10 protein-coding genes are annotated in these 15,020 nt (G+C 53.5%); 7 read left to right on the top strand and 3 right to left on the bottom strand.

The window, feature by feature from the left end; translation table 11 throughout:
• The first annotated feature begins 292 nt into the window (after positions 1–292).
• A complete protein-coding gene (locus Poly24_RS08475; protein WP_145093290.1) occupies positions 293–856 on the top strand; it encodes a hypothetical protein in 564 nt (187 codons plus the stop codon).
• 385 nt (positions 857–1,241) lie between these two features.
• Complete coding sequence (locus Poly24_RS08480) at positions 1,242–2,711, top strand: TolC family protein (protein ID WP_231753528.1); 1,470 nt, start codon at positions 1,242–1,244, stop codon at positions 2,709–2,711.
• Between the two features lie 27 nt (positions 2,712–2,738).
• Here Poly24_RS08480 and Poly24_RS08485 read toward each other — a convergent pair whose 3' ends face one another.
• The 3 genes from Poly24_RS08485 to Poly24_RS08495 all read right to left on the bottom strand — a co-directional run bounded on the left by Poly24_RS08485 (position 2,739) and on the right by Poly24_RS08495 (position 9,324).
• Entirely contained in the window at positions 2,739–6,179 is a 3,441-nt protein-coding gene (locus tag Poly24_RS08485; RefSeq protein WP_145093295.1) for a caspase family protein, read from the bottom strand.
• Between the two features lie 169 nt (positions 6,180–6,348).
• Complete coding sequence (locus Poly24_RS08490; protein ID WP_197452424.1) at positions 6,349–8,412, bottom strand: caspase family protein; 2,064 nt, start codon at positions 8,410–8,412, stop codon at positions 6,349–6,351.
• A gap of 72 nt (positions 8,413–8,484) precedes the next feature.
• Positions 8,485–9,324 (bottom strand): hypothetical protein, encoded by an 840-nt coding sequence (locus Poly24_RS08495; RefSeq protein WP_145093301.1) that lies wholly within the window; start codon positions 9,322–9,324, stop codon positions 8,485–8,487.
• A 161-nt stretch (positions 9,325–9,485) separates the two neighbouring features.
• Here Poly24_RS08495 and Poly24_RS08500 point away from each other — a divergent pair, with 161 nt between their 5' ends.
• From Poly24_RS08500 to Poly24_RS08520, 5 genes are all read left to right on the top strand, one after another.
• Positions 9,486–10,115: an RNA polymerase sigma factor gene (locus Poly24_RS08500; RefSeq protein ID WP_231753529.1), complete on the top strand. Its 630-nt coding sequence runs from the start codon at positions 9,486–9,488 to the stop codon at positions 10,113–10,115.
• Between the two features lie 6 nt (positions 10,116–10,121).
• Complete coding sequence (locus Poly24_RS08505; protein WP_145093304.1) at positions 10,122–11,978, top strand: serine/threonine protein kinase; 1,857 nt, start codon at positions 10,122–10,124, stop codon at positions 11,976–11,978.
• Between the two features lie 104 nt (positions 11,979–12,082).
• Positions 12,083–12,412, top strand: coding sequence for a hypothetical protein (locus tag Poly24_RS26950; RefSeq protein WP_197452425.1), 330 nt, complete (start codon positions 12,083–12,085; stop codon positions 12,410–12,412).
• A 369-nt stretch (positions 12,413–12,781) separates the two neighbouring features.
• Positions 12,782–13,282, top strand: coding sequence for a hypothetical protein (locus Poly24_RS08515; RefSeq protein ID WP_145093311.1), 501 nt, complete (start codon positions 12,782–12,784; stop codon positions 13,280–13,282).
• 247 nt (positions 13,283–13,529) lie between these two features.
• On the top strand, positions 13,530–15,017 hold the full coding sequence (locus Poly24_RS08520) for an efflux RND transporter periplasmic adaptor subunit (RefSeq protein ID WP_231753530.1): 1,488 nt from the start codon (positions 13,530–13,532) through the stop codon (positions 15,015–15,017).
• Positions 15,018–15,020 lie beyond the last annotated feature (3 nt).

Here is a 15,020-nt window from a genome sequence, read left to right on the forward strand (position 1 = left end):
GGTTCAGTCCTGACATTCGAGGGGAGGTTCGCGGCAAGTGCCGCTGGCTAAGCTTCTAACGCATTGCGTGTGCCAAACCGAAAAACCATTGATTCATGAGGCTTCACCAATCCTATGTCATCGAAATGACTTCTCAGTGACTCCATTCTGATGACAAAGCGAGACTCGATCGGTAAATTTACTTAGTTGCCACCCCTCGCGTGGATGGATACGATTAACCTTGTGGGTGATGTGAATAATCCGACGGATTGTTATTGCCCCGCAAAAATCCCCCCGCAAGGAGTTTGGTTCGATGAAGATTCTTCTCTCAGCAGCCGTTGCCGTCATGGCGTTGGCGACTACCGCTCAAGCCCAGTGGGTCGTGCCACACACCACCACGCATCACCACAATGTGCCGCACACGACGACACACACTGATTACGTCCAGCATGGCAATCACGTCGATGCGGTGCCTCACACGACGACTCACGTTGATCGCGTACCACACACGACGACGCATTACGACCACGTCTCGCCCTACGGCAACCAACCGATTTACAACCAACCCTATCGCTCGTCCCGTCCAGTAATTCAAGGACAATACATTCAGGGTCAGACCTATCCGCAACAGGGGCGGGTGATCTATCAAAATGGCATTCAGCAAAGCGGATACGTTCAACCGTACCATTCGTACCGTCCCAGCTATCAGTCCAGCGGCCACCTCCACACGCAAACTCACACGGATTACGTTCCCCACACGCAAACGCATATCGACTACCAACGGCATGGCAATCACTTGCACGCCGTTCCCCACACCACGACGCACATTGACGCGGTTCCTCATACGACCACGAATATTCATTACGGTCACCACTGAGATCGGCCGAGAAGCGTCAGCAACCAATTGCCTCCGTCGGAATGGAATCCGACGCTTGATGGCTGAGTTTTAGCATCTTCTGCGGGCTTCTTCCGCACAACCGTTACCACCGGACTCGGATCAGGTGGGATGAGACGGACTACAGCGATTCGATTCGATGTTTCGCTTGTACCAAACCGATGGAAAACAGCGGCTGGTCTATTTTTTCACGGAGGAAAACGCGGTGATCACAACACAACCGACCAGCAATCGTACTCGTCAATCGCGGCGTCGACGGTTGCATGCGGCTTTGAGTATGACATTGACAATGAGCGCAGCGATGAGTTTCACGGCTGGTTGCCAGAGCATTGGCAATCACGTTGCGACATCAGCTCGCAATCCCACAATGCTTCAATCGAGTGAAGCGAACGTCGCCTCAACACCGGCGACGGCCATCGTTGCGGCACCTGTGATCACGGTCGCGTACAACGACAAGTCGGATGACGACAAACCCGTTGCAACGGAAGAGGATGATTCCGATAAGGAGTCCGCCGGTTCCTTGCGAGCCATTATGGCGCTGGATTCGCCCGAACAGTCGCTCAGCGAAGTCGCCGTTGTGCCATTTTCAGCCAGCAATGAGTACTACCTCAGCGAACAGCCCGCCGGGTTGACGCTCGAAGCGATCGAGTCGATGGCTTTGGCGAACAATCCGACCATCGCTGAATTGGTCGCGACAACGCAAAAAGCCGCGGGTTTCAAATGCCAAGTCGGGCTGCGTGCCAACCCTGTACTCGGCTACAGCGCTGTCCAGCTCGCCGACCAAGGTACCGATCAGCACTCGGTGTTCATCTCACAAACAATCATTACCGGCGATAAATTGGCATTGAACCGCGCCGTGCTCAATGAAGCCTTGCGTGCTCAACTCATGCAGCTCGAAGCCCAGAAATATCGCATTGCGACTGACATTCGTATCACGTTCTACGATGCTTTGGCGGCACAGCAACGAGTGAATTTGATCCGCGATTTCCAATCGGTCGCTGACAAGGGAGTCGATATAGCCGAGCAACGCAAAGAGGCACAAGAAGGCTCGCAACTGGAAATCGTCCAAGCAAAGGTTCAAAAGAACGAGATTGACTTGGCCCTCCGGCAAGCCCAGATTCGTTTCGACGCCGCGTGGCGAGAGATGGCCGCCTTGGCTGGCAACCCTGACATGATGCCCGTGCCACTTGAAGGGACACTGCCCAACACGGAAACCACCTTGGACTGGTCGATCGTTGCATCCACGATGATTGCATCCAGTCCCGAAGTGCAGTCGGCGCAGGCACGAATCAATCAAGCCAGAGCCAATCTTTGCCGCCAACAGGCTCAGCCGATTCCAAACTTAGATTTGCAGCTCGCCTCTGGTTATGACAACGGAACGGACAACGGCATGATTAACTTTCAAGTCGGAGCACCGATCCCCGTCTTCAACAAAAACCAAGGCAACATCTCGTCGGCCCGCGCCGAGTATGTGCGTGCGTCACGCGAACTCGAACGAATCGAAAACTCGATCAAGGCACGCTTGGCCCAGGTGTCGCGAGACTACGATTCATCACTGGTCGCCGTCGAGCAGTATTCCAGGGACATCCTGCCCAACTCAGAAGACGGTTTGAAGCTCGCCGAGCTTGCCTACAAAACGGGCGAGACAAGCTTTGTTCAAGTCCTGGTGGCCCGCCGAACTTACTTTGACACGAACTTGCAGTACATCGTTTCGCAGCAGCAACTCGCTCAAGCCCGCGCACGAGTTGATGGCTTCGTTCTGACCGGAGCGTTGGATGCGGTCGTTGACAACAGCGGCGATGATAGCCTTCGCGGCCTAACGCTGAGTCAACAGTGATGACTCGTCAGACAACGCGGTTTTAGCCTACGGCCGGTGTAGCTCGAATGGAAAGGTGCTCGAACTAGACGCCGTTTCGACTACAACTTTCTCTTCGCCGGTTGTTGAGTCAATAACTTTTTTTGTTGCAGCGTATCGAGCGTCGAAGCCTCGAACAGCATCGCACCAGCGGCATTTTGGTCCCAGAGGGTTATTTGCTGTCGAGTTTTGCTTTTTCCAGATTGACAGCGCATCACAAATTTCGTCTGGAAGTGGTAGCTTCGTTTCAGAATATGATGCATTGCGCACCATTTCGACGTGGTAGTACGATTCGGCCAATGGCACACAGCGGCTTAGACTATGCGGGATATCCACCAACAAATAAGGTTTATCGTCAAGCACATAAATTGCAAGGATCGGGCGAACGCCTTTTTCTTTAAGGTCCAGCGTTCCCAATGTTGCCTCCGCCTGAATCTGTAGCATTTCCTTGACTTGAGAATCACCCAGTCCCATTTTCGCTTGCATTGCGGTATCGAAATAGGGCCTCAGATACTTGACTGCATCGGAAACCTCTTGTCGTTCTGGCGAATCGGAATCATCAGACCCCTGGTAGGACTCCAGTGCGATTCGACAAAAACTGAGCAGCAAATCGGCATCAGCGAGCGTCTGATATTTATTTCGCTGGCCCGCGTATTTGAGAAGTATATCGGAAGCAAACAGACACAATTCAAGTTGATCGCGATGCGGTGTTGTTCCGACCTTGTCACGATATGCCAAAATACAGTCTCGCAATTTATCCTGAGCACTCGTAGATCGCGCTGACGCGGTCTTCGACTCTGTGGTCTCCTCGCATGCTTGCACGCAAAGTGTAGTGAGCGTCCCTAAGGCATCGAATAGTCCGCCGGTCTTTCCCTCACTTGAGAGATAGATTTCATCCGCAACATGGCACATTTGCATGGCAAGCTCGTGATCGGTGAACGGCGACGGAAGGCTTAATGCCAACGCTTGCTTGTACAGCAGTGCCGCTTTCGTACGGTCACGTGCCGAATCTCGCAGCAGGTGAACTCGCATCATGGCCCGGCGATAGTCATCAAGGGCTTCCTTCAGGTCACGAACCTCAGGGTTACCAAAGAGGTTGCAATCCCCCAGACGCTCTTGAGTATTGATCGTGCGAACAACGAACTGAGTCTCGATCCCAGCATCGGCAGAATCGCTCCTGAATTGACTAAAGGCAGTCTCGACGTGACGAGTGAGTTGACGATACTCATCCGCAGCCTTTTCTGTGTCACCTTGGAACCGCAATCCCATCGCGATTCCGTGGAGATTGTGCAGGTACGCCACTTTTGAGGAGTAGTCTGTTGAGTCTTTCCATCCGGCGGGAAGTTCGTTTGCGACGGAGAGAGTACACGAGTTTTCGTCATTGGAATCGAAGTCGGGTCCATCCTCACTCATGCGTGCGACAAGAATTTCGTTCGATTTTCGGAACGAACACATGGCATCTTTGATTTTCCACTGCATCATCTTGCACCACGCATCGCGGCGATAAACGTGCGCTTCGAGGAAATGCCCAGCCACGGGAGACAGGACGCCATCATGCTTTGTTTCGGCGAGTGTTTTCGCTTGATCAAGTAAGGCATTCGCTTGTTTCCAACGATTGATGCCAATCCATGCGTCAGCCTCTCCACATAATGCAAACGTCAGAAAGAAGTCCGCGTACCCCTTCTGCTTGCCGTCAAAAGTTATTTGTTTGATGTCACGGCGAGCCTGTTGGTACTGCTCGGCAGCAAGCTTTTGCTGTTTCGCCTCGCCCTGGAGGTACTGAGCGAAATCGACTCGGCACAACGCAATTAAAATTTTTCGCGAGTAATTGAATACCACTTGTTCATTATTGATCGACTGCGTCAGCGGTTCGGACTTGTTCGGTTGCATCTCAATCGCGTACATTCGCAGCGCTTGCTTATAGATTTTTTCGGCCTCATCATTGCCAAGCGAGTGTTTGACGACAGCGAGCAAGTGAACGTCGGCAGCTTTCAACGTCTTGTCAATGCTACTGGTAGGTGAGACCGATTCGACCTTCCCCCTGGAAACTTCCGTCAATTTTTCCTTTGGGAGCAATGGATCGAGGTCCGCTTCAATCTCGGCAAGGGCTTCACGCAATTTCTTGCCACTATCGGCGTCCAACAGCAATAGCCCGTGCTTGCGTCGAAGCTTAGCAACTTCGCTCTCACCATCCTTCCATTCTCGTAGGGCAAGATCAGCGGCCTCTCGAAGGCTCTCGGCGTCAAGAAGGTCCGCTATTTTAGTACCGCGCGACACCACCTGTTGGCTGTCATAAACCTGGACCATCTCAGCTCGAATACTCGGGATGAACCACGGGCATTCCTCAAACCACCAACTTCCCTGGCGGCTGACAACCATGCCACGCAAGTAGGCTTCTTCCAGCTCTTCGACAAGAAATTTCTTGAACTCCGCTTCACGACGCGGTTTGAACGCGAACTCGCCTTCCTTTCCCGATTGGTCCACCAGACTGCGGAGATCGGGGCGTTGGCTTTCATCAAAATACCCTTTCAGGTGACGGAGCAGAGCGTGGGCCGTTACCGGCGACTTTTGATTCTGAGCAGGCAACCGACGCAGACCGTGTAAGAATGCCGAGGTAAATTTCGAGTTGCCGTCGCGCCCGTCCGACGCAAGCTGACTAGCACGACACGACGCCATCGCTTGGAACGCGGGTGCGGCTAGTAGGCTTTTGTCCTCACGTCCACTCTCTTCACTAGTAGGTTGAAACGCAGTGGAAGAACGGTGTTGATTGAAAATCTCACCGGAGTGACAACAGTCGAGAACAAGTAACTTTTGTTTCGCCTTAATTCTTCCCAGATCGTCCATCAACCCAAAGGGAAGCCCGAACATGTTTCCTATCGGATCACCTTCCTGCAACTCGACATCCAGCGCGAGCATGGCGACATTATTCCCGCTTGTCGACTGCGACTCTAGTTTGATCCCATGCCCCGCGAAAAAGAAAAATACAGTGTCTTCCTCACCGGCTTCTTTGCTGACCCGCAATAATTCACGGGCGATGTTTGATTTCGTCGGGAGCTGCTCTGCGGCTGTTCCTTTGTCGTCGGTTAAGACGATCACGTGATCCGCGTCGTATTCGTAATAGTTAGTGAGAATATTTGCGATCGACAATGCGTCGTTGGCCGCATTCGACAGGGCTGGAAGCGCTTCGCGACTACGCTCGTCACCGCCATCACGAAGCTCATCCTGCCGAGCGGTGTAGTTCACGCCGATCAAAATTGCCCAGTTCTTGCCGCCTCGCAGGCTCTTCGTGCTAAATAACTCGTCGTCCGCATTGGAACGGTCACCCGAAGCGATCGAGACCGTCAGGCAGAAAGAGATGGCAATGAAAAGCCTCGAAAGACCACCGAATCGGTCATATGAAAATCGACGGTTCAGTCGATCTGACGCGTCAGTAACAATGGCCCGAGACATTTCTAAACACCTTGAAAATACTTTTTTCCTGCCAAGTAGTTGAGCATCCCTCTAGCGTACTGGTTGCGATTCGCGTCCGCAAACCTTTCCTTCACGCAGCATCGCAAAAACACGCACCTTTCTGACCATTCCTTTCGGTCTATTCCTCGCAGCTGCCAGACTTCAACGACTACGGGAGTTCTGCGGGTGCGTTCTCCGAAACCATCCACGAGATGATTGACATCTGAGGCTCTTGATTGGCTCCACCGGTACGAAATTTTTCATTCCCAAACGTCGCTTGGAAGAGTTGCTGTTCAAAGGGCGTTACGGGAGTAAACCCTCGCTTTTTGTCTACCGGATCGCCAAGCTTCTGTTGATCGAGACCTGAATAATTTAACTGATGCTTAACTCTTCCCTCATGAGGAATCCCGACCAGGACCAATCCATTCTGACCCCACATCCTTTCATTGATCGTCATTTCAAACAGTGGAAGCGTTGTTGGACGGGTGACTCCTTGCGCCGGTTTGATGGAGTCAGACATTTGGCTGGTAATTCGATATCGTGAGCTGATAAAGAACACTGCAAACGAAGCGTCATACGCTCCTTCATTAACGACTTCGACACGTAATACATCTCCTGCCCTGATCTCATCAGAGGACGTGTCTCCGTTTACCTTTGTCACCTTCAGTTTTATGTCGTGCGTTGTGGAGCCACTTGGCCCGTAGGCTGCCGCGAGACGCTGAAGGTTTTGACAACTGTAAACACGACGTAGGTCTCGCTCGACGGCATCGGCGAGTTCACGAATCGCGAGCGTCGACGGATAGCGTACGCTCGGCTCCCGTTGAAGTTCCTTTGCGGTTGGCATCCTGTCGCCGATTGTCAAAGCAACGCTGTTCGGAACCAACAGTCGTTCCGTATCGTCTATGAAAAGACTCCAACCCTGAGTGCCATTCGTGGGATTGACGCGAAAAATGCTTAAAGGATCAGATGCCTTTTCGCGCAGTACAGATAAAAATGAATCATCTCTATTTCCGCGCAAATCGTGCAGCGTTAAAGCAACTCTCAACTCGCCGATCTCTTGACTGACGACACGGCATGTCGCATTGTTGGGAAATCGACTCAATTGGACGGGCTCGCCGATGTCGGCATAGGACACGCTTTCGACCTCTCCCGTGGTTGCAGTGACTTGCGTCACCTTGAGGTAACCGATGGGCGATTCTTGCTTGCGATCTTTCGGCACGTACACGGCCAAGATCGCGTTGGGTGTTAAACCTGCTAGCTGACCACCAGCGACCGACACGTTTCCATCAATGTTTTCCACACGCAGCGCGGCGGCCTGAGGCCATCTTTCAAAGCCAAGGACTTCTTGAGTTAAATTGCCTTCACAGAAAGGAGTCGGCCAAGTTCTTCCAAGGGCTCGGTATCGCTCGATGATACCTCGACGCAGTTCTTCGTATGACAGCTTGGCATCTCGATCCGCACGATGCTGTTCCAAACACTGAAGCAGACAATAGGTGAATAGTCCGTGTGGTACCGGCTCGCCATCGGATTTATCCAATGTCCTGTCTTCGATGGCCTGCTCGTAGGCTTGGCAGGCATAGAAAGCCACGACATTGGATCGTCCATCGTCACCGGACATGGGCAATTCCCAGCCCACGTCTTTGTTGCTTTTAGGCAAGATTGGTTTGCGCAACTTTTCGCTTGCCGGAGCGATACCTCGCACCGTCTCGTTTGGATTAACGCCGCGAGTCATTGTTCCGGAAAAACAACTATCAAAAATGATCCAAGTATGGATGCCTTTGCGGTCTAGTTCTGACAACCAGTCTCCAATCTGGTCGTCGAGTATGACATCTGTTTCATCGACAGGCATGAAAAACTCGTCCATCCCGTCATTCTCGGTCTCGCATGAGCGTTGCCCACCGTGACCAGACATGTAAATCAACAAGACATCCGAATCGGTGTCCGCCGCCCAGTCTGCTGCGACGACCGTCTCAAATGCCGCGTGAATGTTGTCGTAGGTGGGCGGCTTAGTCGTGGGATCGGCATCACTGAGAACAGTCAAATTGTCTGGCCCAAAACCAAACCGAGGTGTCGCCAATGTTTCATTGAGTAAGGCAACATCGACTCCGCTGCCGTGTAAATCACCCTGTGTTTTGTAGTCGGAGCATCCAATCAACAGAGCATGCCGCGCGGCGTTTGCTTGCTGAGAGATTGCGATCCACAGAACGCATGAGATAAGAACGAGTCGAATCATTGCAATACCTTTTCGCTTCCCACGACTGGGCTTAGGAAAGCCCAGTCGTGGCATCTGTTGATTGACCGTGACCTACCAAGGGTGGTGGGGATGGGGCGGATTCAGCCGAAACACCCAGTAGTGATGATGGCCTTCGATGTGATTATGCCAACGATGCCCCTCGTGATCCCGAGCGTCCAGGTAATGAGCACCGTGAACATGAAACTGGCGATAGCCGTGGCCTTCGACGTGTCCCATTTCACGACCATTCACATACACGTGTACTTCATCGTGGTTGTGCCGATTGTCAACTACGAGCGTTCCATCGAGGTCTTTCGTTGCGTCGCCTTCTTTGGGCATCTTGTGTGCCGCCGCCTTGGCCGCTTTCATCAATTTATCGCCCAGGTCGCCACCGATGAGCTTTGCCGCTGTTGCGATTTCAGTCGGATTGCCGCGTTGTTCTGCAAGTTCCACTGCTTCTTCTTGTAACTGCGACGATGTCAAAGACGCTTGTTTTTCCGACAGCGATTCAGCAGCCGATAACAACTTTGCTGCCAGCAGCAAGTCAATCGGTTGGGCGGCTAATCGTGCCGCGTCAATCTTTGCACCCAGATCATTGATCGCGCTAAGTGAAACGCCAAGTTCGCTACCAAAGTCAACGAATTTTGCTTGCTTGACCGATTCCGACTTGAGTTCGACGACCTTTGCCTCGTCAGGGGTCCTGTCTTGGGCAATTGCAGTTGTCGCGATCAAGACCGCGACCGTGGAAAGGGAAAGGAGTTTGTGCATTGTCATTACCTCATACTGTGCTGGCAAAATGGGAGTGGGCGATCCGTCGAGAAAGGGAATATCCTGTTGTGAAATACGACCGCTTGCCTCGAAGTTGGCGTCATCTTCGAGGCGGCCCTCCGCCTGGTGATTGTACGCCACCATTGGCTGGGGTACAATCGTTCGGTGGGCAGACAAATCTGGGTGCGGCGGTCAATCACTTCACACTCACCATCAATGTCGTTAGCCCTACCAAGCGGAAAGGAATCCGAAAATTTCACAAAGGTGTATTGGCAGACACGCATTGACGAGCGAGAGAATCATCAATGAGCAAGCAAAGCATTGAAATCGCGCCGTCCTCGTCGAGAGAAAACCAGTCGCGGGACAAACTTTCCGATTTGCTTGCGTTGCTGTCACAGAGCAATTCAGACGCCTTGAGCCAGATCATGGAAAGTTACGGAACCGAGATTCGACGATTTATTCGTTTCCGAATGCGAGATTCTGTTCTTCGGCGGCTGCACGATTCCATTGATGTAGAGCAGTCTGTCTTTCGGCGGTTCTTCAAACGTACTGGTACTGGCGATTTGAATTTGGCCACCGAGGACGAACTGCGGGCCTATTTGTTCACGCTTGCCAAACATCGCGTCAACGAACTGAAGCGAGAGCAATCAGCACAGAAACGAAAAGCAAACTTCGTCGAGGAGGATTCCAGTTTTCAACTGGGACAGCTCGCCGGGGCCGACGGCGCGACCGATTCTGCGGCGGCGGAATCCGAGTTGATGATGGAAGTGCGCTCCATCGTCGGAACGGATGATTGGGAAGCGGTCGTCCAGCGACTCGAAGGGCGAACGTGGAAAGAGGTGGCTCGGGATCGTGGAACCAAGCCGGACACACTTCGCAAACGATTACAAACCGCATTGCAGCTCGTGAAGAACCGACTGACGAGCACAGAATGAACCAGCATGACTAACAACGATTTTCAACAACTGCTCGATCAAGTCGACTCGGTGCCAGCGAGCGACATCACTGCACGCATCGAATCGCTGTTGGCATCTCATCACGACACGCTCGATCATGGGCAGCAAGTCGATTTGCTCTATTTGGAATATCTGACCCGCACTTCCGCTGGCGACTCGAACGTCGTGGACGTCTTGCGAAAAAGGCATCCGAGTCTCGAAACTGACATTGTTCGTCAAATCAAAGTCGACACCGAACTGTCTCGATGGGATGACACGTCGATAGCGCCCCCGCCAAACGATTCGACCGAATCATCCCATCGTCCGGCAGGTCACTGCATCGGCGACTACACGGTGCTGGAACAGATAGGCGAAGGGGCGCAGGCGGAAGTTTTTCGAGTCGTGCATCCGCAGCTACGTTGCGAGTTGGCACTGAAGGTCAGCAAACATCAATCGGAGAAAGCCGGACGGATTCTCGATGAGGGTCGTCTTTTGGTGACGGTGAACGATCCCGGTATTGCTCGGGTGATCGACGCCGGAATTTGGGATGACCGGCCGTTCATCGTTTCGGAACTCGTTCGCGGCACGACGCTGCAAAAACGCGTCGAGCAGAATTCTCTAACCACGCAACAGTTGATTGAGTTCGTTGCTGAAATATCGCGCACGCTCGGCAAGCTGCACGATCAAGGCATCGTTCATTGCGACGTCAAGCCGACCAATGTTCTATTTGATTCGCAAGGGCAACCCAAGCTGATCGACTTTGGGATGGCTGTCGACCATTCTACCGACGGCTGGGATGCGGATTCCATTCTTCGCGATGCCCATGCCGGTGGCACGCTTGCTTTCATGGCTCCCGAATTGTTCGCGGACTCAGAAGAATCAAACGGTCAATCCGACGATGCTTCGCGATCGCGTGGACCTGCCAACGACGTGTTTTCGCTCGGTGGTTTGTTGTATTTTGGTTTAGTTGGCCGCCATCCTTACGCATCCAAGACGTCGGGCGAGATCATTGATGCGGTGGCCAGTGGCGACTGGGACCGACAGGCCCTTCGAGACTCGGGAGCACCTCTGGCTTTACAGAAAGCTTGCGATCGAGCAATGCAATTGCGACCGAGCGAACGCATCGAATCCGCACAACGATTCGCCGATTCGCTCGACGGTTGGTTGGCACGCACTCGCAGAAAGGATGGCCGCCGTATCGCCTTGTTCGCAATTCCTTTGATCGCGTTGTTGTGCGTCGGATGGTTGGCGTGGCCAAGCCAGCAGAGTGAAACGCATACCGCGCAGCCGCTCTTGAGTTTGCCGTCGATCGAGGCGGTTGAGCGTTTCGGCAATTTGGACATCAAGGTCTGGGCGGAGGAACGTGCTTTCGAGTTGGTCAATCGGGTGCCCGTTCAATCGGGCGAGCAGATTCAGGTCAATGCACCGCTGCGCGCGCATCACCATGGCGAACTTTGGTTAATCGGTAGCGACGGCGAAACGAACCGGCTTGCCGAATTTGCACCGCTAGGCGAATCCCGCTGGGTGCATTTCCCATCGGACTCAGAGAGAGCGGTTCCATTGGTTGGCCCGGCTGGTAGCGAGGCGGTGGTATGGATCGAATCGGCGAGCCCGCTTTCGGCGCGAGATGTTCAGGTGATGTTGGGTCAACCGAAAAACTGGCCAGGCTTGGGGAACGCCACCGTGTTTCGCCTCGTCGATGGACAACTACGAGTTGAACAGGACGATCGAGCGTTTGGGCAAAGTACGGAATTGGAATCACCCGATGCGGTCGTTCAGAAACACTTGCGAGCGGTCACGAAGGAACTTCAATCGCAGGGAAAACACGTGGAAATCGTCGCTTTCTCACATATCGCAGAATAAATTTTGAATATCCTTTCCGCTGCGAACTCGCTTTCGCATTGTCTTTGTTGTCGGGCTTAATGAAGCCCATTCACAAAGTCTCCCGCAGAGAAAAGGTTACAATCATGTTGTCGATCACCAAAAAAGTGCTGCCCGTCGTCGCCTTGGCAGCCGCATTCACCCTCGGTTTTGGCGGTGAAGCTCAGGCTGGGCACGGTCATGTGATTCACGGTGGCGGCCACCATGGAAGCCATCACGGCGGTCATGTGTATCCGTCGCAACCTTCTTTCCATGTGCCGGGACATCACCTATCGCACGACATCCAGTGGTATCAACCGCGTTTCCACGATACCACGCACCTCGATTACCACGCTCCGTCGTTCCAACGTCATGGAAATCACTTTCACTACCAACCCGGTCACTACGACATTCACCGCACCGGACACTGGCACTGATCTTGCCTGCGGGAAAAGCTGGCCACCGGAATGCTCCGGTGGCGCTTTGTGGTTTGGATACTCAATCCGCCATCAGCACTGCTCTACCACTCCGCCAAGCAGTTTCCTGTACGTTAGTGGACTCAACGTAACGAACAGGCTGTCGCAAGATGCGACACTGTCGCGTTCAGGTTGACGACAATCTCCAGATTTGTTGAGAGCTGTTTGCGCGACTTTTCCCAATAAATCGCCGCAAATTCGCGATTGGCACAGCCTGTGCTTTGCCCTTCCTGCGTAGTTTTACTGTAGACCGATCAATCAAAATTCGATAGTAATACTGCGACGATTCGTCCTATTGTGCCGATCGTCGGGGCATTTTTCAAAGCGACCATGTTTCACAAGCTCCTCACCTACTCGACTTTGACCGCCGTAGTGCTTCACGCACTGCTGGGTTGTTGCGTGCATCACGCTCACGCGGGACACACGCACAGTCAAGATGTTGACCAGGTGATGGTGGATGTTCCGCACGTGGTTGGTCTCAATGATGCTGACCACGATCACGATGAACATGCCCACGAAGGTCACAAGGCTTCGCATTTTGATGACGAAGCGAATGAAGTTGGTTCCGATCAGCCTTGTTCGCAGTCGCCTTGTTCGGGATCACATGGACCGCATGAATCTTGCGACGAAGCCGATTGCAACGTCGTTGCTGATCAACGAGACAACGACATTTCGTTGATGTTAACCGTCGATTGGTCACCCTTGCTGACGTATTGCTTGTCGTTGTCGTCGCAAGAATTGCTCGCACAACGGACGGAGTACGGATCGCCACCCGATCCGCACTGCGTTCAATCGCCCCTCCGCCTCAAGACTCAAGTCTGGCGTCTGTAAGGTCCGCTCTCGTCCGTGTTTGGATGAGAGTGTGCGTGCCTCTATGCCGTAGCGGAAGTCGTCAAGACTTTCGATCCTCGGGCATCAGCTCCAACACTTTTGGCGAGTTCCGCTAGCACTGATTTGTGCTGCTGGCATTCGCCGTTCATCTGCCCCGGACGCTTCTTCGCGTTGACGTTTCTCTGATCCACACGTATCCGAATCGTGGATCGGTTTCTCCGGCAGTTGTTCCGTTGGTATCGTTACCATGAAAATCCGAACGCCCAAAGTGCCCATGAAGTGGGTTTGGTTAGTCGCCACGCTGATCGTTGTGATCGTCGGTGGTTTTACCTGGCAGCATTGGTTCCCGGCCACGAAGGCGTGGGTCGATCGAACCGCTGTTTCGTTCCGCAATGGTGGCGGCGAATCGCACGAGGGTGAGGCGGCTGGCGAGGCTGATCCTCATGCCGGTCACGATCACGCAGCTCATGCTGGGCACGACGAGGCGACTTCGTTGGAATTGTCAAAGCAGGCGATCCGAAACATTGGATTGTCCGACGAAACGATTCGCCCGATCAAGCTGGAAACCTTCCGCCGATCCATCACGGTGCCCGCCGTCGTCGTCGAACGTCCTGGTCGTTCACGAGTCCAAGTTGCCACGCCGATGACCGGCGTCGTCACGCATGTTCACGCGGTGCAAGGCGAAGCGGTCGAGCCGGGAAGCCTGCTGCTTCAAATTCGTTTGACGCACGAAGACCTCGTCAACGCACAAACCGATTTCGTCCGCACTCTCGGCGAATTGGATGTCGAGAATCGAGAGATCGCTCGCCTGGAGCAAGTCACCCGAAGTGGTGCGATCGCGGGCAAGGTCTTGTTGGAGCGGCAATACTCCCGTGACAAGCTGAACGCCAATCTCGGTGCTCAGCGTGAAGCATTGCGTCTGCATGGACTGTCAGACGACCAAGTGAATCAAATCGAACGCGAGCGACGGCTGCTGCGTGAGCTACAGGTCTTCACACCGAGTGTGGACAGTCACGGTGAAGCCGAGTTGCGATTGAGCCAGCATGTAGTCCAAGCGAGTTTCGTTCTGGAAGACAAGCCCCAGCACACTGGCCCGTTGATCCTGCAAGATTTGTCCGTTCACAAAGGACAATCCGTCAATGCGGGCGAAACGCTCTGCATCCTAACCGACTATGACGAGTTGTTCATCGAAGGTCTCGCGTTTGAGCAAGACATCCGACAGCTTCGAGGTGCCTCACAAAACGGTTGGCAAGTCGATGCGATCATAGAACAACCGGGGTCCGAATCCCGCGTGATCGAAAGCTTGGAAATCGCGTATCTGGCCAACCAAGTCGATGCCACCTCGCGAACATTGAACTTCTACGTTCGCCTCCCAAACCAAGTCGCCAAGGATCATCGCGCCGACGGCAATCGCTACGTCGAATGGCGTTACGTCCCCGGTCAACGGATGCAGTTGCGAGTACCAGTCCAAGAAATGCCGGAACAAATCGTGGTTCCTGTCGAGGCGGTGGCGAGCGAAGGAGCGGAAACTTTCGTGTTCCAGCAGAACGGCAGTCACTTCGACCGCGTGCCGGTTCATGTGAAGTATCGCGATCAGTATTCCGCCGTGATCGACAATGACGGTTCGCTGTTCCCCGGTGATGTCATCGCCATGCGTGGCGCTCATCAAATGCAAATGGCTCTCAAAAACAAGTCTGGCGGTGGAGTTGATCCACACGCAGGCCACAACCACTAAGGA

The organism is Rosistilla carotiformis, from assembly GCF_007753095.1.
Classification (GTDB): Bacteria; Planctomycetota; Planctomycetia; order Pirellulales; family Pirellulaceae; genus Rosistilla; species Rosistilla carotiformis.

Bases quoted from the DNA above. Each gene is read 5' to 3' on its own strand.
- Poly24_RS08475 (WP_145093290.1), top strand. From the start codon at position 293: ATGAAGATTCTTCTCTCAGCAGCCGTTGCCGTCATGGCGTTGGCGACT.
- Poly24_RS08480 (WP_231753528.1), top strand. From the start codon at position 1,242: ATGCTTCAATCGAGTGAAGCGAACGTCGCCTCAACACCGGCGACGGCC.
- Poly24_RS08485 (WP_145093295.1), bottom strand. From the start codon at position 6,179: ATGTCTCGGGCCATTGTTACTGACGCGTCAGATCGACTGAACCGTCGA.
- Poly24_RS08490 (WP_197452424.1), bottom strand. From the start codon at position 8,412: ATGATTCGACTCGTTCTTATCTCATGCGTTCTGTGGATCGCAATCTCT.
- Poly24_RS08495 (WP_145093301.1), bottom strand. From the start codon at position 9,324: ATGGTGGCGTACAATCACCAGGCGGAGGGCCGCCTCGAAGATGACGCC.
- Poly24_RS08500 (WP_231753529.1), top strand. From the start codon at position 9,486: ATGAGCAAGCAAAGCATTGAAATCGCGCCGTCCTCGTCGAGAGAAAAC.
- Poly24_RS08505 (WP_145093304.1), top strand. From the start codon at position 10,122: ATGACTAACAACGATTTTCAACAACTGCTCGATCAAGTCGACTCGGTG.
- Poly24_RS26950 (WP_197452425.1), top strand. From the start codon at position 12,083: ATGTTGTCGATCACCAAAAAAGTGCTGCCCGTCGTCGCCTTGGCAGCC.
- Poly24_RS08515 (WP_145093311.1), top strand. From the start codon at position 12,782: ATGTTTCACAAGCTCCTCACCTACTCGACTTTGACCGCCGTAGTGCTT.
- Poly24_RS08520 (WP_231753530.1), top strand. From the start codon at position 13,530: ATGAAAATCCGAACGCCCAAAGTGCCCATGAAGTGGGTTTGGTTAGTC.